Source organism: Streptomyces sp. NPDC019443, assembly GCF_044389785.1.
In the GTDB taxonomy this organism is placed as follows: Bacteria; Actinomycetota; Actinomycetes; order Streptomycetales; family Streptomycetaceae; genus Streptomyces.
Map to the genome: position 1 here is coordinate 136,819 of NZ_JBIRYJ010000009.1, position 22,069 is coordinate 158,887.

Consider the following 22,069-nt stretch of genomic DNA (forward strand, 5'->3'; position numbering starts at 1 on the left):
GGAAGTGCCGCAGATGGCCGCTGCTCGCCGCCGTTTCGTACCCGACTTCGATCCCGCCCTCGGAGACCGGCCGCTCGCCGACGCCGTCCACGACATCGTCATCGGCCGCTGGCAGGGCGTACGGGATCTACTGCGCGCCACCGGCGACGACTGGCCGCTGCGCACCCACCGGCTGCGGCTGCTCGCGCACACGGCGGCGGGCTCGTCGGCGGTGGAGACCTGGCGGGCGGCGGAGCCCGACAACCCGGACGCGGCGGTGCTGCGGGCGGCGACGGAGGTCGTACGGGTCTTCCACCAGGCGATCGAGGCGGGCCGCGGGGTCGGGCTCGACGAGGCGCGGCTCGATGTGGCGGTGATGGCCTGTCTGAGCGCGGCCGACGCGCGGCCGGCCGATCCGATGCCGTGGGTGTCGCTGCTGACGGTGGCGCGGCTGTACGAGACGGGGATTCCGCGGCGCGAACTGCGCTCCTGGTTCGACGAATTGCGCCGCCGCGACCCGTTCAACATCGAGGGCCATGTGCAGCTGCTGCGCTACTACTCGGCGCGCTGGCACGGCACGCACGGCAGGATGTACGACTTCGCCCGCGACGCGGCAGGCGCGGCGCCGCCCGGGTCGCCGCTGCCGGTGCTGGTGCAGATCGCGCGGGTGGAGGAGTACCGCTATGCCACAGAGGGTGTGCTGGACCGGGCGCCGGTACGGGACTTCGGGCGGCACTGGCACCACGAACTGGCGGTGACCGAGGTGCGGCGCACCTGGGAGCGCTGGATCGGCGGCCGGCCACAGGGCCCAGCCGCCCCGGAGGAAGTCGGTGAGCTCAACTATCTGGCGCACGCTGCCTGTTACGCGGGGCTGAGCGAGGAGGCCCGGCTGCTGTTCGAGCTGCTGGGGACGCGGGCGGCGCGGGTGCCGTGGTCGTACACGGGCGACGCGACGGAGGAATTCACGAGGTGGCGCGCACACGTGCGCGCCACCTCGTAAAGCTACGACCTGTACGACTTACACGCCTTACACGCCGATGTCGCGGCCGTTGTTGCGCCAGACGGAGACGACCGACGGACGGACGATCTTGCCCGGTCCGTCCGGCCACGCGCTCGCGGGCTTCTCGACGGACGCGCCGTCGATCTCACCCGGGTGCTGGACCGCGACGAGAACGCGGCGGTCCTGGATGATCGGGCCGCAGGTCTCGGCGCCGGCCGGGACGGTCAGGAACTGCTTGAGCTCACCGCGCCGCTCGCCGTGGGTCGCGACACCGAACAGACCGTCGTGGGAGCCGAGCTGGTTGCCGTCCGTGGAGATCCACAGGTTGCCGTACGGGTCGAAGGCGACGTTGTCCGGGCAGGAGATCGGGCTGACCTTCTCCTTCGGGAAGCCCGCGAAGTACGTCGACGGGTCGTTAGGGTCGCCCGCGACCAGGAAGAGCCGCCAGGCGAAGCCGTCGCCTGCCGGGTCGTCCCAGTTCTCTGCGAGCTCCAGGATCTGGCCGTGCTTGTTGAGGTTGCGCGGGTTGGCCTCGTCCGCACCGGCCTTGCCGGGCTTGCCGCGGTCGGTGTTGTTGGTCAGCGCGACGTAGACGCGGCCGGTGCGCGGGGACGGCTCGACGTCCTCGGGGCGGTCCATCTTGGTGGCGCCCACCTTGTCACCGGCGAGGCGGGTGAAGATGTACACCTCTTCGGCGGACATGCCGGGGACGAACGACTTGTCGCCGCTGGCGAGCGGAATCCAGACGCCGCTGCCGTCGAACTCGCCGTCGTTCGGGAGCTTGCCACTGCCGTCGATCTCGGTCGCCGGGCTGTCGCCGGTGAGCTTGGCGACGTAGAGCGTGCCCTCGTCGAGAAGCGTGCGGTTGTGCTCGCGGGCAGAGCGGCTGTTGCCCTTCTTCATCTGCTTCGACGAGACGAACTTGTAGAAGTAGTCGAAGCGCTCGTCGTCGCCCATGTAGACGACGGGGCGGCCGTCGTCGGTCAGGCGGGGCTGGGCGGCCTCGTGCTTGAAGCGGCCGAGCGCCGTGCGCTTGCGCGGCGTGAAGTCCGGGTCGTACGGGTCGAGCTCGACGACCCAGCCGTGGCGGTGGACCTCGTTGGGCTCCTGCTTCAGGTCGAAGCGCTTGTCGAAACGCTCCCACTTGCGCTCGGTCGCGCCGGTGCCGATGCCGTAGCGCTTGTCGGTGGCGCTGGAGCCATTGGCGAAGTACTGGTTGAAGTTCTCCTCGCCGTGGAGCGTGGTGCCCCAGGGGGTGGTGCCGCCGGCGCAGTTGTTGAGCGTGCCGAGGACCTTGGTGCCGGTCGGGTCGACGCTCGTACGCAGCAGGGCGCTGCCCGCGGCCGGGCCGGTGACCTTGAACTCGCTGGTCGCGGTGAGGCGGCGGTTGAGCGGGTGGCGGCCCACCGGAGTGAGCTTGCCGCTGCGGTGCTCCTCCTGGACCACGACGACGGACAGGCCGTGCGCGGCCCAGGCGATCTCGACCTGCTCGCGGGTCGGGTTGGCCGCGTCGTAGCCACGGAACATCAGGACTTCGTCCGTGTACTCGTGGTTGGCGACGAGGATCTGCCGCCCGTGCTCGCCGCGGAGGGGGAGCAGGGAGAGGAAGTCGTTGTTGTAACCGAACTGGCCCGCCTGCGCCTTGGCGGTCTGATTGTCGGCGTCGAAGGCGGGGGCGCCGCGGAGGATCGGGTCGCCCCACCGGATGACGACGTTCTGGGAGTAGCCGTCGGGGACGGTGACCTTGTCGTCCTTGTTGGGCGCGACGGCGGCGAAGCGGAGCCCGCGGGCTCCGTCGGTCTTGTCGGGCGTGTTTCCGTAACCGTCCGTGGTCGCGGGCGCGGCGACGGCCTGGTCGCCGCCCTGGCCGATGACGGCGGCGGTGCCGGCGGCAGCGGCGACGGTGACGACGGCGGCGGTGCGCATCATCGATCGTCTCGAGAGCGCGCCGGCTATGACGTCGCCGACGTATTCGTTGTCGCTGGTGTTGGGCACTTCGTGGAAGCAGGCGTCGCCGCAGCGGTAACGGCAGGTGAGAGCGGAACGACCGCCCGGGTGGGGGGTCGAGTTCAACAGCGGCAGCAATTTGCGCACTTCGTCCTCCTACGGCGCAGCCTGCGCCGACATGGTGTCGGAATATGTTCCGCCGCGACGTTAGGGGCGTACGTGTGCAATGCGGCAGCCGTGGAGTGAACGGGGGATGAATCCGGCACGGCTGAGGCGGGGTTGACAACGAGGGCCTGCCCCTGCCGGGGTCACGGCCCGGTGGCCGGTAACCTTACGTGTCCGCCCTGGCCAGGACACCCTATGGACGCCCGGCCCAAGTGTGGACATTCACGCACTCACTCATGCGAAAGGCCTGGCCCATGGGCATTCGGAGCTTGCTGCGCAAGGTGTTTGGACGCGACCAATCGGAGCTCAACGAGTCGGCGGCAGCCTCCGTCCCGCCCCAGACCGAACGCTCGGAGCCGCCCACAGCGACGGTCCCGGCCCCGTCCCCGGCGGAACGGGCGGCGGCGGACCTGGTCTCGGCGGCTTTCGACAACCCGGCCCCGAGGGGCGAGGGCGCGTCGGTTCCGGCACAGGCGTCGCCGGACAGGGTGCCGCCGAGCCCGACGGAGGCGGAGGCCGCTGCGGCTTCCGCCGAGCCGGTTGTTGAGCCGGTTGTTGAGCCGGCGCCCACCGAGCCTGTGGCCCCCGCTGAGGCGGAGGTCGCCCAGACGGAGGTCGCCCAGGCGGAGGAAACCGAGCCCGAGCCCGCGGCGGAGGCGGAGGCGGCTTCGAAGGCCACGGCCGAGGAGACCGAGCCCACCGCCACGGCGGAGCCGGAAGAGGAGACTGCGGCCCCCACCGCGGCGGAGGCCGATTCGGCCGCCGAGACCAGCACCGCGTCCGAGCCGGAGGCTGTTCCGGCGGAGCCGGTGAACAAGGCCGACGAGCCGGAGCCCACCGAGCCCGTGGCCGCCGCTGAGGCGGAGGACGCCCAGGCGGAGGCCGCGGAGACCAGCACCGCGCCCGAGCCGGAGGCCGACGCACCCGCCCCCGCACCTGCTGAGGCGGAGACCGAGGCCCCTGCCGCTGCCGCTGCCGCTGCCGTAGCGGACTCCGAAGCCGAGGAGAGCATCCCGGCTCCCGCCGCCGAGGCGGAGCCCGAGGCAGACGCACCCGACACCACGACCCAGCCGAAGGCCGACGCACCCGTCGCCGAGCCGGAAGCCGACACCACACCCCAGCCGAAGGCCGACGCACCCGTCGCCGAGCCGGAGGCCGACGCGCCCGAGCCCGTCGCCGCCGCCGTCGTCGAGGTCGAGCCGAAGGCCGACGCAGACGCCGTCGCCGACATCCCGCCCCACCTCGCCCCCCACTACGCCGCCGCCGGCGCCGCCCTCAAGCAGCGCGGGCTCACCGGGACCCGCGCGCGTGTCTATCTCGTGCTCGACCGGTCCGGGTCCATGCGGGCCTACTACAAGGACGGCAGCGCCCAGCAGCTCGGCGAGCAGGCCCTCGCGCTCGCCGCGCATCTGGACGACGACGCCACCGTCAACGTCGTCTTCTTCTCCACCGAGATCGACGGCACCGGCGAGCTCACCCTCCCCGCCCACCAGGGACGGATCGACGAGCTCCACAACTCCTTCGCCCGCATGGGGCGTACGAACTACCACCTCGCCGTCGAAGAGGTCCTCGCCCTGCACGCCAAGGCCGACGCCGACGCTCCCGCGTTCGTGATCTTCCAGACCGACGGTGCGCCCGAGTCCAAGACCGCCGCCACCGCCGCGCTCGCCGCGGCCGCCGACAAGTCGGCACGAGTCTTCTGGCAGTTCGTGGCGTTCGGCGAGCACGACGCGAAGGCCTTCGACTACCTCCGCAAGCTCACCGCCGACAACGCCACGGGCAACACCGGCTTCTTCCACGCCGGCCCCGCCCCCCGCGAGCTCACCGACGCCGAGCTGTACGAAGGGCTGCTCGCCCGCTGGCAGAGCTAAGCCACCGACAGCGTCACGGTGACGGCCAGTCCGCCCTCAGGGCCGGGCTCGGCCGTCACCGTGCCGCCGTGGGCGTCGGCGATCGAGCGGACGATCGACATGCCCAGCCCCGCGCCGGGACCCATCCGGTCCCGCCCCTCCCCCCGCCGGAACGGCTCGAACAGCGCCGGCACATCCTCTGCCGCCACGACCGGCCCGGTGTTCCGCACCGTCAGGACCCCGCCCGCACAAGCCACGTCCACCGTCCCGTCCGGCACGTTGTACGCCACCGCGTTCGCGACCAGGTTCCCCACCAGCTGGGCCAGCAGCAGCCGGTTCCCGCGCACCACCCCTGCCCCGCCGGAGCCGGACCCGACCGCCGCCTTCACCTCGTAGCGCGCCGCCTCCTCCGCCACGACCTCCCCCAGGTCGACATCCTCCCGCTCGGCAAGTCCCCGCTCGCTGCGCGCCAGCACCAGCAGCCCCTCGATGAGCCGCTCGCTGCGCCGGTTGTTGTCGAGCAACACCGTTTTCGTACGGGCCAGTTCCTCCGCCGAAGCCGACTCGTCGAGCCCCACCTGGATCGCCGTACGCTGCGTCGCCAGCGGCGTACGCAGTTCGTGCGACGCGTTCGCGATGAACCGCCGCTGGCTGTCAAACGCCTTCTCCAGCCGCGCCAGCAGCGCGTCCAGCGTGTCTCCGAGCTCCTTCAGCTCGTCGTCGGGCCCGCTCGCCCCGATCCTCTCGTGCAGCGTCCGCTCCGACAGCCGCCGCGCCTTCGCCGTCATCGCGTGCACCGGCCGCAGCACCCGCCCCGCCGTCCACCACCCCACCGCGACCGCGCACAGCGCCGTCCCCAGCAGGGCGAACGCCGACCAGATCAGCATCTGCTGCCCCGCCGCGTCCCGGACGCTGTCGGTCAGCTGGTCGACCGTGACCCCGCGCACGTCCGTCACCGGCAGCGCGGGAACGGCGCGCCGCCTTATCGAAGCGACCTCGTCCTCCGTACCGGCGCGGGAGAGCAGATTGACGATCCCCAGCAGCACACCGCCGAGCACCAGAAAGACCCCGCCGTAGACGAGCGCGATCCGCGTCCGGATCGTCGACCCGGGCCCCAGGTAAGGACGGCTCACAGCACATACCCCACACCCTGCACCGTACGGATCAGCGGCGGCTCCCCCAGCTTGCCCCGCAGCTTGCTCATGCAGACCCTCACCGCGCCCGTGAACGGATCCGCGTGCGCGTCCCAGGCCCGCTCCAGCAGCTCCTCCGCCGAGACCGTCGCCCCGTCCGCCTCCAGCAGGATCTGCAGTACGGAGAACTCCTTCGGCGACAGATCCAGATCCCGCCCGTCCCGCTCGGCCGTCCGCCGCACCGTGTCGAGCCGCACCCCGTGCCGCTCCAGCAGCGGCGGCACCGTCCGGGCGCTGCGCCGACGCAGCGCCCGCACCCGGGAGACCAGCTCGGGGAACTCGAAGGGCTTGCCCAGATAGTCGTCCGCACCCAGGTCGAGGCCCTCCACCCGGTCCTCCATGGACGCGGAAGCGGTCAGCATCAGGATCCGCGTGCGGGACTCGGACGCGACCAGCTTGCGCGCCACGTCGTCGCCGTGGACCCGCGGCAGATCGCGGTCGAGTACGACGACGTCGTAGTCGTGCAGCCCCAGATACGCGAGCGCGGCGTCCCCGCTGTACACGGTGTCGACGGCGAATCCGGCCCGCCGCAGCCCGGTCGCGACCAGCTCGGCCAGGACTTCCTCGTCCTCGGCGACCAGTACCCGCATATTGCCGTCCCCCCTGCTCCCGCTCCCCACGCACCCGCCGCGCCCCCTCCCCACCCAGGATGCGCCTTTCTACGGGACGAGATGTTTCGCAGACCTCTCCACCCCCTTTAACCGGGTGAGTGGACCTTCCGCGGGCCGTTAGGATTTCGACCATGGCGGCCACTGGATCCGAGAAGCAGGGGGCGAAGGCGTACTACGTCTCGACCCCCATTTACTACGTCAACGACGCTCCTCACCTGGGCCACGCCTACACGACCGTCGCAGGCGACGTGCTCACACGCTGGCACCGTCAGCGTGGCGAGAAGGTGTGGTACCTCACCGGCACGGACGAGCACGGTCAGAAGATCATGCGCACTGCCGAGGCGAACGGCGTCAGCCCGCAGGAGTGGTGCGACAAGCTCGTCGAGGAGGCCTGGAAGCCCCTCTGGGAGCACCTGAACATCGCGAACGACGACTTCATCCGTACGACCGAGAAGCGGCACACCGACCGTGTGCAGGAGTTCGTGCAGGACCTGTACGACAAGGGCGAGATCTACAAGGGCGGGTACGAAGGCCCGTACTGCGTGGGCTGCGAGGAGTACAAAATCCCCGCCGATCTGCTCGACGGCGAGGGCGAGTACGCCGGGCAGAAGCTCTGCCCGATCCACAAGAAGCCGGTGGAGATCCTCAAGGAGGAGAACTACTTCTTCAAGCTCAGCGAGTACGGCCCGAAGCTGCTGGAGTTCTACGAGGCCAACCCCGGCTTCATCCAGCCCGAGTCCGCCCGCAACGAGGTCGTGAACTTCACCAAGCAGGGCCTGCAGGACCTCTCGATCTCGCGCTCGACGTTCGACTGGGGCGTCCCGGTGCCGTGGGACCCCAAGCACGTCATCTACGTCTGGATCGACGCGCTGCTCAACTACGCGACGGCGGTCGGCTACAACGAGAACCCGGCGAAGTTCGAAGAGACCTTCCCGGCCGATGTGCACCTGGTCGGCAAGGACATCCTGCGCTTCCACGCGATCATCTGGCCCGCGATGCTGATGGCGAACGGCCTGCCGGTGCCCGGTCGCGTCGCCGCGAACGGCTGGCTGATGGTCGGCGGCGAGAAGATGTCGAAGTCGAACCTGACGGGCATCAAGCCTCAGGACCTGACCTCGCACTTCGGCGTGGACGCGTACCGGTGGTACTTCCTGCGCGCGATCGCGTTCGGCCAGGACGGGTCGTTCTCCTGGGAGGACTTCACCGCCCGGTACACCAGCGAGCTCGCCAACGACTACGGCAACCTCGCGTCCCGTGTCGCGGCGATGGTCGGCAAGTACTTCGGCGGCGCGCTGCCGGAGGCGACGGCGTCCGGTGAGGCGGAGAAGGCGGTCCAGGCGGGACTCGCGAAGGCGGTTGCCGAGGCCGACCGGAAGATCGGCGAGGAGCTGGACTTCCAGGGCGGCATCCTGGCGGTCTTCGACTTCGTCAAGCAGGTCAACGGCTACATCACTGAGCAGGAGCCGTGGAAGGTCGCCAAGGACGAGTCCGAGGAGGGCCAGGCCCGTCTCGCGACGATCCTGTACACGGCGGCCGAGTCGCTGCGGGCGGTCGCGGTGCTGCTGAACCCGGTCATGCCTGAGACCTCGCAGGCCCTGTGGGACTCGCTCGGCGCGGAGGCGTCGCTGGGTGCCCTCGGTGACCAGCGGGTCCAGGACGCGGGCGAGTGGGGCAAGCTCCCGGCGGGCGTGACGGTGACGAAGGGCGCGGTGCTGTTCCCGCGCCTGGAGGAGAAGCCCGCGTAGTCAGGCGTACGAAAGGGGCCCCGGACCTGGTCCGGGGCCCCTTTCACGTATGTCAGCGTCCCAGCGCCGCCGCGTCGCCCATCACCACCACCGGCCGCTTCGCCGGGTCCAGCCAACGCAGCAGCTGCTTCATCCTGGCGAGCGGCAGTGAGACGCAGCCCTGCGTGGGGCCCCCGTGATCGACGTGGATCCAGATACCGCCGCCCTTCTCCGCGCCGAGCGGCCGGGTCCAGTCCAGCGGGCTGTTCCCTGGCTCGCGGTTGTAGTTGATGGCCACGACATGGTCGAAGGACCCCTCGAGAGACTCCCCCTCGAAACCGGTGCCGGGCGCGTCGAAGACGGGTCCCTCGTCGTACGGGAGCTTCGTGCCGGGGTCGGGCAGCCTGCCGCCCGCGTCCGTGAGGCCGAAGACCCCGATCGGCGAGCGATTGTCGGCCGTGCGGTGGTCGTCGGTCCAGCCGAGCAGAGCGTTGTGCGCCGGCCACGGGCCGGAAACGGGCTTCCAGCCCCGGACGGGATCCCGCTCGTAGAGCATGGTGACGGACTGATTGGAGTTGGGGTGGTTACCGACCACCACGACCGCCTGCCGGTTGACCTCGGTGATCTTGGCGCGGGTCCGTGGTCCGAGGGAGGGGATCTCCTGCGGCAGGACGGTCTGCGCCTGGGCGCCGAGCTGCCCGGCGGAGCCCGACTTGGCAGCCTCGCTCGCGGGCCTCTTCGCAGCAGCGGGCGCAGTATTGCCGGTATCGCCCGCGCAGCCAGTGAGCAGCAGACCAGCGACGGCCAGGGCGACCGCCTGGAACGGTCCTGTGCGGAGGGACATGTGCGGGCCTTTCAGTTCGACAGCTTGATGTGCTTCTTCGAGGTCGGGGTCGGGCTGGGCGTCCTCGGTCGCCTCGTCATTGAATCGGACATATACGATCATCTGTCGCGTTTCGGTCACAACGCGTGAGGCGTCGCCGGAGACACAGAGGCTGACGTAGATCACTGGGTCCGGAGCGGCCGGGACTCCTCCGATCAGCGGGACCGGCCGGCTGCTTCGCCGCGAAGCCCCGGGACACCGTCGGCCGGTTCTGCGGGTCGGCCGGCATTGCCAGCGCCTGCCGGCCCGCGCGCAGCCGAAGCGTGAGGCCCGCGTCGCCGGTCAGGAGCCACGCCACCCGCGGCACGCAAGAAGAGCCCCGGAACCGTTCGGTTCCGGGGCCCTACGACGAAGGGGGTTCGTGTCAACCGGTGCCCTCGTGCGTCTCGTCGGGGTCGACGCCGAGTGCCCCGGACGCTTGGGAGCGGGCCTGGCAGGGGCGTGGGTGCGGCCTGTGAGTTCCTGTGAACGCCGAGGGGGCCCGGGACCTTCCGGTCCGGGGCCCCCTCGGCGTACGTATTACTTCGCGGGCTTGTCCTTGTCCGCGACCGGCTTGCGAAGCGCGATGTTCAGCTCGCGCAGCCGCACCTCGTCCAGCTCGGTCGGCGCGCCCATCATCAGGTCCTGCGCGTTGCCGTTGAGCGGGAAGGCGATCGTCTCGCGGATGTTCGGCTCGTCGGCCAGCAGCATCACGATGCGGTCGACGCCCGGCGCGATGCCGCCGTGCGGCGGGGCGCCGTACTGGAAGGCGCGGAGCATGCCGGAGAACTCGTGCTCGACGGTCTCCTTCGAGTAGCCCGCGATCTCGAACGCCTTGAACATGATCTCGGGCTCGTGGTTCCGGATCGCGCCGGAGGACAGCTCGACGCCGTTGCAGACGATGTCGTACTGCCAGCCCAGAATGTCCAGCGGGTCCTGGGTCTCAAGGGCCTCGAGGCCGCCCTGGGGCATCGAGAACGGGTTGTGCGAGAAGTCGATCTTGCCGGTCTCCTCGTCCTTCTCGTACATCGGGAAGTCGACGATCCAGCAGAACCGGAACACGCCCTCCTCGAAGTGGCCGGCGCGCTTGGCGGCCTCGACGCGGACCGCGCCCATGATCTTGGAGACCTCTTCGAAGTCGCCGGCGCCGAAGAAGACCGCGTGGCCGGGCGCGAGGGAGAGCCGCTCGGTGAGGACCTTGACGTTCTCCTCGGTGAGGAACTTGGCGATCGGGCCGGTCAGCGAACCGTCCTCGGCCACGCGCACCCAGGCCAGGCCCTTCGCGCCGTGCTCGACGGCGAAGTCGCCGAGGCCGTCGAAGAACTTCCGCGACTGGGAAGCCGTGTCCGGCACCGGCAGCGCGCGCACGTGCTTTCCGGCGAAGGCCTTGAACTCCGAGCCCTCGAAGACGTCCGTGATGTCGACGAGCTCCAGCTGGGCGCGCAGGTCCGGCTTGTCGTTGCCGTACCTGAGCATCGCCTCACGGAACGGGATCCGCGGGAACGGCGAGGTGACGTGCCGGCCGCGGCCGAACTCCTCGAAGAGCTCGGTCATCAGCTTCTCGATCGGCTGGAAGACGTCCTCCTGCTCGACGAAGCTCATCTCGACGTCGAGCTGGTAGAACTCGCCCGGCGAGCGGTCGGCGCGGGCGTCCTCGTCGCGGAAGCAGGGCGCGATCTGGAAGTAGCGGTCGAAGCCGGAGATCATCAGCAGCTGCTTGAACTGCTGCGGGGCCTGCGGCAGCGCATAGAACTTGCCGGGGTTCAGCCGGGAGGGGACCACGAAGTCGCGCGCGCCCTCGGGGGAGGTCGCGGTAAGGATCGGGGTCGCCATCTCGTTGAAGCCGAGCGCGGTCATCTTGTGCCGGATGGCGGAGATGACGGCCGTACGCAGCATGATGTTGCGGTGCATGCGCTCGCGGCGCAGGTCGAGGAAGCGGTACTCCAGGCGGCGCTCCTCGTTCACGCCGTCGTCCGCGTTGATGGTGAAGGGCAGCGGCGCGGCCGCGCCGAGCACCTCGACCTCGGAGACCTCAACCTCGATCTCGCCGGTGGGCAGATCGGTGTTCACGTTCTCGGCGCCGCGCGAGACGACCTTGCCGTCGACGCGGACGACCGACTCCTTGCTGACCTTGTCGAGAGTCTCGTAGGCAGCGGTGCCGGGGCGGGCGACGAGCTGCGTGATGCCGTGGTGGTCGCGCAGATCGATGAAGAGGATGCCGCCCAGGTCTCGCCGATTGTGCAGCCAGCCGCTCAGCCGGACGTCGGCTCCGACGTCAGAGGCGCGGAGCTCGCCGCAGGTGTGGGACCTGTACCGATGCATCGTCGTTCATCCAGTCTTAGCGAATTTGGGAGGGGTGGGCCCGTCAAGGGTACCGGCCTGCCTCCGGACACCTCATTGACATACGCATGCCAGGACCCCGCCAGGTCGTCGCCATGAAGATCCGAATAAAGTGAGGCAATGCGCACCGAGGACCTCCTGGCCGCGATCGCGACCGGCCTGTGGCGGTGGGACAACGCATCCGGGACGGTGACCCTCGACGCCGAGGCCGCCCGGCTGCTCGGGATGCCGGGCGAACCGGGCGCCTTCTCCGAGTCCGCCGTGCGCTCCCGTTTCCACCCCGTCGACTGGAACGAGATCAACGGCATCGTCAATCTCGCGGTCGCCGAGGGGACCCTGGCCGAGGCCAGACTGCGGATCGTCGACGAGGCGGGCCATGTGCTCCGTACCGTACGCAGCCGCTCCAAGCCCTTCATCCGCGGCGGCGACTTCGAACTGGTCGGCATGGTCCAGGAGGTCGCAGAGCCGCAGCCGGGCACGACCGCCGCACAGAGTCCGATCACCGGCGACTGGCGGCGCTCGCGCGAGGCGTTCCTGCTGGACGCGGGCCGGGCGCTGGCCGAGGCCCGCTCCACCGCGGAGGTGCTGCGGGTCGCCGCTTCCTTGTCCATGCCGGGCTTCTCGCCGGACGGCCTGGCCGTCTTCGGGGTGGCCGGCGATCGGCTCACGATCGTCGGGCACCACGGGCACCGGCCGGGAGACGACCACCCGTTCACCGACATGCCGCTGGACGCGGACTATCCGGCCGCCGAGGTGGTGCGCACCGGCCGGGCCTCCTATCTGCCGACGCCACAGGAGTACCGCCGCCGCTACCCCACCAGCTGGCCGCTGGCGCAGAGCTTCGGCCGGCAGTCGTGGGCCTTTCTGCCGCTGATCGTCGCCGGGCGCACGATGGGCGCCTGGATGGCCGCGTTCAAGCACCCGGTCGCCTTCACGCCCGACGAACGGTCCGTGCTGACGACGGTCGCCAGGATGCTGGCGCAGGCGCTCGCCCGCGCCGAGGTCGCCGACTCCGAGCGGGAGCTGTCGCTCGGCCTGCAGCGCTCGATGATGCCGGTGCTCGGGCCCGAGGTCCCGGGGATGTCGGTGGCCGCGCGGTACGTCCCGACGGGCGGCGGGCTCCAGGTCGGCGGCGACTGGTACGACGTCATTCCGATGCCGACCGGACGCGTCGCCCTCGTCATCGGCGACGTCCAGGGCCACGATGTGCGCGCCGCCGGACTCATGGGCCAGCTGCGGATCGCCCTGCGCGCATATGCCTCCGAGGGACACCGGCCCGACGCGGTGCTCTCCCGCGCCTCCCGCTTTCTGCACGGGCTGCATGATTATTCCGGGGCGGACACGTACGAGGAGGGCGACCACTCCAGCCCGCGCTTCGCGACCTGCCTCTATCTGGAGGTCGACCCGCCCACCGGCCGCATCGAGATCGCACGGGCCGGCCACCCGGAACCGGTGGTGCGGACCTCCGACGGCACGGTGCTGGTGCGCCCCACCGACGGCGGGCTGCCGCTGGGCATCGACCCGGACACGGACTATCCGACGACGCGGCTGGTGCTGGAGCCCGGCGAGACGCTGATGCTCTGCACGGACGGTCTCCTTGAGACCGGCGGGCACGATCTGGACACGGGGTGGGCCCGGCTGCGTACGGTCCTCGAGGACCACGCGGACCAGTCGCTGGAAGAGCTCGCCGACGCGCTCGTCCAGGCGGTGCACGGCCCTGCGTCGCACTCCACCACCGGGCCGCTCGCCGACCGGCGCGAGGACGACATCGCGGTCCTGTTGATCTCCCGGGACGGCACACCGACTCTTCACGCCCCGCGGCGCACGGCGATGAACGTGGCCCAGGCGGAGCCCGAGCGGATCGCGGCCGCCCGGCAGCAGTTGCGGGAGCTGCTGCACGACTGGACGGACGCGGAGCAGATCGACTCCGCGGTGCTGATGGTCTCCGAGATGGTCACCAATGTGCTGGTCCACACGGACGGGCACGCGCTGCTGGTGGCGGAAGTGGCCCGCGGGGATGCGGCACGGCGGCTGCGCGTGGAGGTCGCGGACACCAGCGACGAGCTGCCGCACAGACGGCGGCCCGGCGAGATGGCGTCGTCGGGGCGTGGCCTGCTGCTGATGGAGGTGCTCGCGGACGCGTGGGGGGTGGATCCGCGGGGCGAGGGCAAGTCGATCTGGTTCGAGCTCTACGAGCCGACGGCCCCGGAGACGGACCCGGACCCGGACCCGGACCCGGACCCGGCTGCGTAACGCGTCCTGAGCTCGCTGATCACGCCGAAGGCGGCGGCGGTGAGCGGTACGGAGAGGAGCATCCCGAGAATGCCGGCGACGGACGCCCCCGCGGTGATCGCCAGCATCACGACCGCCGGGTGCATCTGCACCGTACGGCTCTGGATCATGGGCTGGAGCACATGCCCCTCCAGCACCTGCACGGCCAGGACCACGCCCAGCACCCATAGCGCGATCACGAACCCGCGGTCCGCGAGCGCTACGAGCACGGCGACGGCGCCGGAGAGGAAGGCCCCGAGATAGGGGATGTACGCCGCGACGAAGACGAGCGCCCCGAGCCCGACCGCCCCGGGGACGCGCAGGACCAGCAGGCCGACGGTGATGCAGATCGCGTCGATGAGCGCGATGAACGTCGTCCCGCGCATGAACCCTTCGACGGACTTGAAGGCGCGGCGCCCCATGGCCTCGACGACGTCCCCGCTCGTACGGGGCACGAGGGACCGCAGAGCGCCCGCGGCCCTGTGCGAGTCCCGCAGAAAGAAAAAGCTGAGCAGCAGCGCCAGCACGGCGGTGGCGATCAGCTCGCCCACCACACTCAGCCCACTGATCACCCCGGACGCGGCGGTCCCGCCGAACTTCCCCAGCAGTTCCTTCGAGTTGGAGGCGATGTCGTCGAGCGAGGTCCCGGCGGCCCCGAAGTACTGGGCGAGATCCTTGGCGGCCCGCCGCAGCGAGGAGATGATCTGGTCGCCGGTATCGATCAGCGCGTTGACGATGATGTACATGGCCCCGCCGACGACGGCGACGACGGCGGCACAGGTCAGCGCGGCGGCGAGCGAGCGATTCATCCTCATCTTGACGAGCCACCGGTTCAGGGGCCCGAGAAGGGCGGTCCCGAGCAGCGCGAGCAGCACGGGCGTGACGGCGGTCTTGAACGTCACGACCAGCCACACGCCGACCGCGGCCACCCCGGCCGCCAGCAGCGCGACCACGCACCAGGCGGCAAGGCGCCTCACGGGCTCGGGAAGAAGGGTCTGCACACGCCCACCCGACCACAGCTCCCGCCACCCCGTCCCGCCCACCACGCCGGGCTCGCCCGCGTCGGGGCCAGGCGGGTGACACCCGGGCCTGGCGAGGCGAGGGCTAAGGTGACATAAGGAACACACGGATTCTCTCGGAGCGGTCATGCGTGAACGCCGCACCCCCCCGTCCGACAGTGCCTCCGACAGCGCCCAGGAACTCCTGACCAACCTGGGGCGTCTTGTCGACCACGCCCTGGACCGGATCAAGTACCAGCGGGCCCGGGTGGAGCTGGCCATGGCCCTACAGCGCCACATGCTCCCGCCCGCGCTGCCGAAGCTGCCCGGCCTGCGGATCGCGGCCCGGTACACGCCCTCACAGGACGGCCTGGACGTCGGCGGCGACTGGTATGACGCCTTCCCGATGACGGACCGGTCGGTCGGGATCGCCATCGGGGACGTGGAGGGCCACGACGTGGAAGCCATCGCTTTCATGGGGCAGGTCCGCACCAGCCTGCGGGCCCTCGCCGGCCCCACCACAGACCCTGGTGAGGTGCTGAGCCAGGCCAATGACCTGCTGCTTTCGATGGGCTGCAACCGCTTCGCGACCTGCTGCTTTCTGCGTTTCGACCCGATCAGCGGCGATCTTGCCTTCTCCCGCGCCGGCCACGTCCCGATGGTCTGGGCGAGCGCCGACGGACGCTCCGGCATCGCCCTCGACCGTGGTGGCCCACCCCTGGGCGTCGTGTCCGGCGAGCGGTATCCGGTCACCCGCCTCCGGCTGCGGGCGGCGGGATCCCTCGTCCTGCTCACCGACGGAGTCGTGGAAGGACCGGAGTACCCGATAGAGGAGGGGCTCGCAGAGGTGGCCCGGCTGGTTTCCGCCGGATTCGGCGACGACCCCGACGACCTGGCCGCCGAAGTGGTCAAAGTGGCCGATCTGACTGGTCACAGTGACGATGCCGCCGTCATGGTCGTCCGCTATGGCGGATTCCCGGCGGCCGCGTAGCCGCCGACGCCGCCGTGCTGCCGGACGGCGCAGCTGGAACGGCGCTTGTCCGTGCCGATACATACGCTAGGCCGGTGACCGGCGTGGTGCGCAACGAGGAGATCCGGCGTCACGGCTCTGCCGCCCTCCGGATCCTCGCTGTCGCCGCCGTCTACTACGGATCGGCACAGTTGGGGCTCCTCCAGCAACTGGTGCGCGGCCAGGTCACGCCGCTGTGGCCACCGACCGGCGTGGCAGTGGCCGGCCTGCTCATCCTCGGTCTGCGGATCTGGCCAGGAATCGCGCTCGGCGCCTTCCTGGTCAACGTGTCCATCGGGCCGTCGCTCCCCGCCGTACTGAGCATCACCGCAGGGAACACGCTCGCCCCGGTCTGCGCCTACCTGCTGCTGCGACGTGCGGGGTTCCACAACCAACTGGACCGGCTGCGGGACGTGCTGGCACTGATCTTCCTCGGCGCCCTGGGCGCGATGCTGATCAGCTCAACCGTGGGCAGCGGTGTGCTGGTGCTCGCCGGTGCGCTGCAGCCGAGCGACTTCTGGCCGACGTGGTCGGTGTGGTGGACGGGGGACGCGATGGGCGTGCTCGTGGTCGTACCGTTTCTGCTGGTCATCCGTACGGCCCGGTGGCCGCGTGCCCCCCTTGGCCATTGGGCCGAAGCGGTGGCGCTCCTGCTGGGCACCCTGTCTGCCACGTATCTGGCGACGGGCACCAGCAGCTCTTCCCTGCTCTTCCTCATCTTCCCGTTCTTGATCTGGGCCGCGCTGCGCTTCCAGCTGGCCGGCGCCGCGCCATGCGCGCTGGCCGTCTCGACGCTGGCGATTCTTGCCGCCGCCCGCCGAACCGGCCCGTTCGCCCATCAGGACCTTTTCGTGAACATGGTCACGCTCCAGGCGTTCAACGGCGTCGCGGCGCTGACGGCGCTGCTGCTCTCGGCGGTCATCATCGAGCGGAACCGAACCCACGAAGAGATCAGGCGGGTCTTCGCACAGCTCTCCGAGATGGTGGCCCAGATGGAGCCACGCCCGGGCACATACCAATGGCCGCCGCCCGATGACGACGAAGGACGGGACCGCGACCGCTGATTCGCCGGGGCGGGGCGCGTCCCCGATGCGACGCACCCCGTCAGCCCTTCGTACTCACGTACTCACGCACTCACATGCCGTGCACAGCGGGGATCGTGCCAAGGCGTCCCGCCTGGAAGTCCTCCACCGCCTGCTGCAGCTCCGCACGGGTGTTCATCACGAACGGCCCGTAGTGCGCCATCGGCTCCCGGATCGGACGCCCGCCCAGCAGCACGACCTCGAGGTCCGGGCTGTTCGAGTCCTGGGACTCGTCCGCGCGGACCGTCAGCGATCCGCCCGTCCCGAACACCGCCGTCTGGCCCATCCGGACCGGCCGCCGGTCCGTGCCGACCGCGCCGCGGCCCGCCAGGACGTACGCGAGGCCGTTGAAGTCCTCCCGCCACGGCAGCGTGATCTCCGCACCCGGCCGCAGCGTCGCGTGGACCATCGTGATCGGCGTGTGTGTGATGCCCGGGCCCTCGTGCCCGTCCAGCTCACCCGCGATGACCCGCAGCAGCGCCCCGCCGTCCGGCGAGGTCAGCAGCTGGACCTGGCCGCCGCGGATGTCCTGGTACCTGGGCTCCATCATCTTGTCGCTCGCCGGGAGGTTCACCCACAGCTGGAGCCCGTGGAAGAGCCCGCCGGACGTGACCAGCGACTCCGGCGGCGCCTCGATGTGGAGCAGGCCCGAGCCCGCTGTCATCCACTGGGTGTCGCCGTTCTGGATGGTCCCGCCGCCGCCGTTGCTGTCCTGGTGCACAAACGTTCCGTCAACCAGATACGTGACGGTCTCGAAGCCGCGGTGCGGATGCCAGGGCGTTCCCTTCGGCTCACCCGGCGCGTACTCCACCTCGCCCATCTGATCCATCATGATGAACGGGTCGAGGTACTGGTAATCGATCCCGGCGAACGCACGTCGCACCGGGAAGCCCTCTCCCTCGAACCCGGCCGGAGCCGTGGTCACGGCGAGCACGGGGCGCGGCACAGCCCCGGCCGGCGCGGCTACGCGCGCCAGGGTGAGCGGGTTCTCGACAGTCACTGCAGGCATGACGGGACCTCCTTGTGCGACCAGTTTAGTTGAAGACTGAACTTCTTGCCACTGGAACGCGAGACGCCCGGGAGGAATTCCCCCCGGGCGCCCCTACACGCACCGCAAAACCGTCGGCCCGTCTAGCCGTACATACGCCTCATCGCGAAGTCGACCATCTGCTCCACGGCCTTCGCGTCGAAGACCATCCGGTGATCGCCCTCCATGTCGAGGACGAAGCCGTACCCGGTCGGCAGCAGGTCGATCACCTCGGCCCCGGTGATCACGAAGTACTTGGACTCCTTGCCCGCGTACCTACGCAGCTCCTTGAGCGTGGTGAACATCGGGATGACCGGCTGCTGGGTGTTGTGCAGCGCCAGGAAGCCGGGGTTGTCGCCGCGCGGACAGTAGACCTTCGAGGTCGCGAAGACCTGCTGGAAGTCCTCGGCCGACAGCGACCCGGTGGTGAAGGCCCGCACCGCGTCGGCAAGCGAAGGCGGCGACGGCTCGGGGTACAGCGGCTGCTCGCCGTAGGAAGGCTGCTGCGGCACGTACTGCTGCTGCTGAGCGCCCGGGGTCTGGTCGTAGCCGTACATGCCCGCAAGAGTACTGAGTCACAGATGCCCCTTGGGGGTTGCATCTTATTACCGACGGGTAGCATCATCGGAGCTACTTACTGGTACGTGGACAGAAATCCGCCTCCCGATCCTTACGGAGCCGTCGCCATGGGGCACTACAAGTCGAATCTCCGCGACATCGAGTTCAACCTCTTCGAGGTCCTCGGGCGCGACAAGCTGTACGGCACCGGCCCGTTCGCGGAGATGGACGTCGACACCGCCAAGAGCATCCTCGACGAGGTCGCCCGCCTCGCCGAGAACGAGCTCGCCGAATCCTTCGCGGACGCCGACCGCAACCCCCCGGTCTTCGACCCTGAGACCAACACCGCGCCCGTCCCGGCGTCCTTCAAGAAGAGCTACCAGGCCTTCATGGACTCCGAGTACTGGCGTCTCGGCCTGCCCGAGGAGATCGGCGGCACGACCTCGCCCCGCTCCCTGATCTGGTCGTACGCGGAACTGCTGCTCGGCTCGAACCCGGCCATCTGGATGTACTCCTCCGGCCCGGCCTTCGCCGGCATCCTCTTCGAGGAGGGCAACGAGGCGCAGAAGAAGGTCGCCGAGATAGCCGTTGAGAAGCGCTGGGGCTCCACCATGGTGCTCACCGAGCCGGACGCCGGCTCGGACGTCGGCGCCGGCCGCACCAAGGCCGTCCAGCAGGACGACGGCTCCTGGCACATCGAGGGCGTGAAGCGCTTCATCACCTCCGGTGAGCACGACATGGAGGAGAACATCCTTCACTACGTGCTGGCCCGCCCCGAGGGCCACGGCCCGGGCACCAAGGGTCTGTCCCTCTTCCTCGTGCCGAAGTTCCACTTCGACTGGGAGACCGGCGAGCTGGGCGAGCGCAACGGCGTGTACGCCACGAACGTCGAGCACAAGATGGGCCTCAAGGCCTCCAACACCTGCGAGATGACCTTCGGCGACCAGCACCCCGCCAAGGGCTGGCTGATCGGCGACAAGCACGACGGCATCCGCCAGATGTTCATGATCATCGAGTTCGCCCGGATGATGGTCGGCACGAAGGCGATCGCGACCCTCTCCACCGGTTACCTGAACGCGCTGGAGTACGCCAAGGAGCGCGTCCAGGGCCAGGACCTGGTGAACTTCGCCGACAAGACCGCGCCCAAGGTCACCATCACCCACCACCCCGACGTGCGCCGCGCGCTGATGACGCAGAAGGCCTACGCCGAGGGCATGCGCGCCCTGGTGCTCTACACCGCGTCCGTCCAGGACGAGATCGCCGTCAAGGAGGCCGCGGGCGAGGACACCAAGTCCCTTGTCGCGCTGAACGACCTGCTGCTGCCGATCGTGAAGGGCTACGGCTCGGAGAGGTCCTACGAGCAGCTCGCCCAGTCGCTGCAGACCTTCGGCGGCTCCGGCTATCTGCAGGAGTACCCGGTCGAGCAGTACATCCGGGACGCCAAGATCGACACCCTCTACGAGGGCACCACGGCCATCCAGGGCCAGGACTACTTCTTCCGGAAGATCGTCCGCGACCAGGGCCAGGCGCTGAACACCCTCTCCGAGGAGATCAAGAAGTTCCTGGCGGTCGGCACCGGCGGCGAGGAGCTGGCCCCGGCCCGCGACGCGCTCGCCAAGGCCGCGGTCGACCTGGAGGCGATCGTCGGCACGATGACGAACGACCTCATCGCCACCGGCGAGGACGTCAAGAACATCTACAAGGTGGGCCTCAACACCACCCGCCTGCTGATGGCTTCGGGCGATGTGGTCGTCGGCTACCTGCTGCTGCGCGGCGCGGCCGTCGCGGCGGAGAAGCTCGAGACGGCCTCCGCCAAGGATGTGCCGTTCTACCAGGGCAAGATCGCGGCCGCGAAGTTCTTCGCCGCCAACATCCTGCCGGGCGTCTCGGCCGAGCGCGCGCTCGCCGAGACGGTGGACAGCTCGCTGATGGACCTGGACGAGGCGGCCTTCTAGTCGCCCCTGACCATCTGTGATGCGGCCCGCCCCCTCCCCGGGGGCGGGCCGCATCCATCTGTATGCCCACGGCGCACGCCCCTCGTTAAGGTGACTCCATGAGCAGCAGCGCACCCGCCCACCCGTCGCCCGCCACCACCCCTCCAGCGAGCGCTACGCGCACATCTTCGCCTTTCGATCGCGGACACACCGACGACCTGATGTCCTTCCTTGCGGCCGGGCCCTCTCCGTACCACGCCGTGGCCGCCGCCGCCGAGCGGCTGGAGAAAGCCGGCTTCCGGCAGGTGCTGGAGACCGATGCCTGGGAGGGGACGGCCGGCGGCAAGTATGTGCTGCGCGGCGGGGCGATCATCGCCTGGTACGTGCCCGAGGGCGCCGGCGCCCACACCCCCTTCCGGATTGTCGGCGCGCACACCGACTCGCCCAATCTGCGGGTCAAGCCGATGCCGGACACCGGTTCCTACGGCTGGCGGCAGATCGCCGTCGAGGTGTACGGCGGGACGCTGCTCAACACCTGGCTCGACCGTGATCTGGGGCTGGCCGGGCGGCTCAGCCTGCGGGACGGTTCGCACCGGCTGGTGAATGTGGACCGGGCGCTGCTGCGCGTGCCGCAGCTCGCGATCCACCTCGACCGGCAGGCCAACGACGGTCTGAAGCTCGACCGACAGAAGCACATGCAGCCGATCTGGGGGCTGGGCGATGTCGCGGAGGGCGATCTGATCCGCTTCCTGGAGCAGGAGGCAGCGATCGCGGAGGGCGAGGTCACCGGCTGGGACCTGATGGTGCACTCCATCGAGCCGCCCACCTATCTGGGCCGGGAAAGCGAGCTGGTGGCCGGGCCGCGGATGGACAATCTGCTGTCCGTGCACGCCGGGACGGCGGCGCTCGCGGCCGTGGCCGGCCGGGATCTGCCGTACATCCCGGTGCTCGCCGCCTTCGACCACGAGGAGAACGGCTCGCAGTCGGACACCGGCGCGGACGGCCCGCTGCTCGGCTCGGTGCTGGAGCGTTCGGTGTTCGCGCGCGGCGGCAGCTACGAGGACCGGGCGCGCGCGTTCGCCGGGACGGTCTGTCTGTCCTCCGACACCGGGCACGCCGTGCACCCCAACTACGGGGAGCGGCACGACCCGACGCACCACCCGCGAGTGAACGGCGGCCCGATCCTCAAGGTCAATGTGAACCAGCGGTACGCCACCGACGGCAGCGGACGCGCGGTGTTCGCCGCGGCCTGCGAGAAGGCTGGGGTGCCGTGGCAGACGTTCGTGTCGAACAACGCGATGCCGTGCGGCACGACCATCGGCCCGATCACCGCCGCCCGGCACGGCATCCAGACCGTCGACATCGGCGTCGCGATCCTTTCGATGCACAGCGCGCGTGAACTGTGCGGCGCGGACGACCCGTATCTGCTGGCGAACGCGCTGACCGCGTTCCTGGAGAGCTGAAGTCCCTTCACCGGGCGGCCTGTTGCGAAACATCCGCGAAAGCAGGCGCACGGCAC

At 70.0% G+C, this 22,069-nt stretch carries 16 protein-coding genes; 8 read left to right on the plus strand and 8 right to left on the minus strand.

The window, feature by feature from the left end:
• The first annotated feature begins 13 nt into the window (after positions 1–13).
• Entirely contained in the window at positions 14–979 is a 966-nt protein-coding gene (locus ACH492_RS26325) for a hypothetical protein (RefSeq protein ID WP_398990154.1), read from the plus strand.
• 27 nt (positions 980–1,006) lie between these two features.
• Here ACH492_RS26325 and ACH492_RS26330 read toward each other — a convergent pair whose 3' ends face one another.
• Positions 1,007–3,073, minus strand: coding sequence for a PhoX family protein (locus ACH492_RS26330; RefSeq protein ID WP_398990155.1), 2,067 nt, complete (start codon positions 3,071–3,073; stop codon positions 1,007–1,009).
• Positions 3,074–3,345: 272 nt separating this feature from the next.
• Here ACH492_RS26330 and ACH492_RS26335 point away from each other — a divergent pair, with 272 nt between their 5' ends.
• Entirely contained in the window at positions 3,346–4,962 is a 1,617-nt protein-coding gene (locus ACH492_RS26335; RefSeq protein WP_398990156.1) for a VWA domain-containing protein, read from the plus strand.
• Here ACH492_RS26335 and ACH492_RS26340 read toward each other — a convergent pair.
• Entirely contained in the window at positions 4,959–6,074 is a 1,116-nt protein-coding gene (locus ACH492_RS26340) for a sensor histidine kinase (RefSeq protein ID WP_398990157.1), read from the minus strand. The genes ACH492_RS26335 and ACH492_RS26340 overlap by 4 nt on opposite strands.
• On the minus strand, positions 6,071–6,724 hold the full coding sequence (locus ACH492_RS26345) for a response regulator transcription factor (protein WP_398990158.1): 654 nt from the start codon (positions 6,722–6,724) through the stop codon (positions 6,071–6,073). Before ACH492_RS26345 ends, ACH492_RS26340 begins: the two co-directional genes overlap by 4 nt.
• A 152-nt stretch (positions 6,725–6,876) precedes the next feature.
• On the opposite strand from ACH492_RS26345, the gene metG reads away from it, so the two are divergent.
• Positions 6,877–8,490 (plus strand): methionine--tRNA ligase, encoded by a 1,614-nt coding sequence (gene metG / locus ACH492_RS26350; RefSeq protein WP_398990159.1) that lies wholly within the window; start codon positions 6,877–6,879, stop codon positions 8,488–8,490.
• 52 nt (positions 8,491–8,542) lie between these two features.
• On the opposite strand, the gene ACH492_RS26355 is transcribed toward metG, so the two are convergent.
• Both ACH492_RS26355 and aspS read right to left on the minus strand, forming a co-directional pair.
• Positions 8,543–9,313, minus strand: coding sequence for a L,D-transpeptidase family protein (locus ACH492_RS26355; RefSeq protein ID WP_398990297.1), 771 nt, complete (start codon positions 9,311–9,313; stop codon positions 8,543–8,545).
• Positions 9,314–9,871: 558 nt separating this feature from the next.
• Complete coding sequence (gene aspS, locus ACH492_RS26360) at positions 9,872–11,653, minus strand: aspartate--tRNA ligase (protein WP_398990160.1); 1,782 nt, start codon at positions 11,651–11,653, stop codon at positions 9,872–9,874.
• Between the two features lie 138 nt (positions 11,654–11,791).
• Between aspS and ACH492_RS26365 the strand changes: the two genes are divergently transcribed.
• Positions 11,792–13,924 (plus strand): SpoIIE family protein phosphatase, encoded by a 2,133-nt coding sequence (locus tag ACH492_RS26365; protein WP_398990161.1) that lies wholly within the window; start codon positions 11,792–11,794, stop codon positions 13,922–13,924.
• Here the strand turns inward: ACH492_RS26365 and ACH492_RS26370 are convergent.
• Positions 13,861–14,943: an AI-2E family transporter gene (locus tag ACH492_RS26370; RefSeq protein WP_398990162.1), complete on the minus strand. Its 1,083-nt coding sequence runs from the start codon at positions 14,941–14,943 to the stop codon at positions 13,861–13,863. The genes ACH492_RS26365 and ACH492_RS26370 overlap by 64 nt on opposite strands.
• A gap of 145 nt (positions 14,944–15,088) precedes the next feature.
• Here ACH492_RS26370 and ACH492_RS26375 point away from each other — a divergent pair, with 145 nt between their 5' ends.
• Together ACH492_RS26375 and ACH492_RS26380 are read left to right on the plus strand one after the other, a co-directional pair.
• Positions 15,089–15,931, plus strand: a complete 843-nt coding sequence (locus ACH492_RS26375) for a PP2C family protein-serine/threonine phosphatase (RefSeq protein WP_398990163.1) — start codon at positions 15,089–15,091, stop codon at positions 15,929–15,931.
• Positions 15,932–16,014: 83 nt separating this feature from the next.
• Positions 16,015–17,013 carry an MASE1 domain-containing protein gene (locus ACH492_RS26380; protein ID WP_398990298.1) on the plus strand — a complete coding sequence of 333 codons (999 nt, stop codon included), beginning with the start codon at positions 16,015–16,017 and terminating at the stop codon, positions 17,011–17,013.
• A 70-nt stretch (positions 17,014–17,083) separates the two neighbouring features.
• Here ACH492_RS26380 and ACH492_RS26385 read toward each other — a convergent pair whose 3' ends face one another.
• Entirely contained in the window at positions 17,084–18,040 is a 957-nt protein-coding gene (locus ACH492_RS26385) for a pirin family protein (protein ID WP_398990165.1), read from the minus strand.
• Between the two features lie 122 nt (positions 18,041–18,162).
• Positions 18,163–18,615 (minus strand): SseB family protein, encoded by a 453-nt coding sequence (locus ACH492_RS26390; protein WP_307662241.1) that lies wholly within the window; start codon positions 18,613–18,615, stop codon positions 18,163–18,165.
• A 129-nt stretch (positions 18,616–18,744) separates the two neighbouring features.
• On the opposite strand from ACH492_RS26390, the gene ACH492_RS26395 reads away from it, so the two are divergent.
• Positions 18,745–20,571: an acyl-CoA dehydrogenase gene (locus ACH492_RS26395; protein ID WP_398990166.1), complete on the plus strand. Its 1,827-nt coding sequence runs from the start codon at positions 18,745–18,747 to the stop codon at positions 20,569–20,571.
• A gap of 98 nt (positions 20,572–20,669) precedes the next feature.
• A complete protein-coding gene (locus ACH492_RS26400) occupies positions 20,670–22,013 on the plus strand; it encodes a M18 family aminopeptidase (protein WP_398990167.1) in 1,344 nt (447 codons plus the stop codon).
• Positions 22,014–22,069: the final 56 nt, after the last annotated feature.

What these genes read in the sequence shown, in the direction of transcription:
- ACH492_RS26385 (WP_398990165.1), bottom strand. Translation starts at nt 18,040, where the DNA reads ATGCCTGCAGTGACTGTCGAGAACCCGCTCACCCTGGCGCGCGTAGCC.
- ACH492_RS26395 (WP_398990166.1), top strand. Translation starts at nt 18,745, where the DNA reads ATGGGGCACTACAAGTCGAATCTCCGCGACATCGAGTTCAACCTCTTC.
- aspS (WP_398990160.1), bottom strand. Translation starts at nt 11,653, where the DNA reads ATGCATCGGTACAGGTCCCACACCTGCGGCGAGCTCCGCGCCTCTGAC.
- ACH492_RS26365 (WP_398990161.1), top strand. Translation starts at nt 11,792, where the DNA reads ATGCGCACCGAGGACCTCCTGGCCGCGATCGCGACCGGCCTGTGGCGG.
- ACH492_RS26390 (WP_307662241.1), bottom strand. Translation starts at nt 18,615, where the DNA reads ATGTACGGCTACGACCAGACCCCGGGCGCTCAGCAGCAGCAGTACGTG.
- ACH492_RS26335 (WP_398990156.1), top strand. Translation starts at nt 3,346, where the DNA reads ATGGGCATTCGGAGCTTGCTGCGCAAGGTGTTTGGACGCGACCAATCG.
- ACH492_RS26375 (WP_398990163.1), top strand. Translation starts at nt 15,089, where the DNA reads ATGCGTGAACGCCGCACCCCCCCGTCCGACAGTGCCTCCGACAGCGCC.
- ACH492_RS26400 (WP_398990167.1), top strand. Translation starts at nt 20,670, where the DNA reads ATGAGCAGCAGCGCACCCGCCCACCCGTCGCCCGCCACCACCCCTCCA.
- metG (WP_398990159.1), top strand. Translation starts at nt 6,877, where the DNA reads ATGGCGGCCACTGGATCCGAGAAGCAGGGGGCGAAGGCGTACTACGTC.
- ACH492_RS26325 (WP_398990154.1), top strand. Translation starts at nt 14, where the DNA reads ATGGCCGCTGCTCGCCGCCGTTTCGTACCCGACTTCGATCCCGCCCTC.
- ACH492_RS26345 (WP_398990158.1), bottom strand. Translation starts at nt 6,724, where the DNA reads ATGCGGGTACTGGTCGCCGAGGACGAGGAAGTCCTGGCCGAGCTGGTC.
- ACH492_RS26355 (WP_398990297.1), bottom strand. Translation starts at nt 9,313, where the DNA reads ATGTCCCTCCGCACAGGACCGTTCCAGGCGGTCGCCCTGGCCGTCGCT.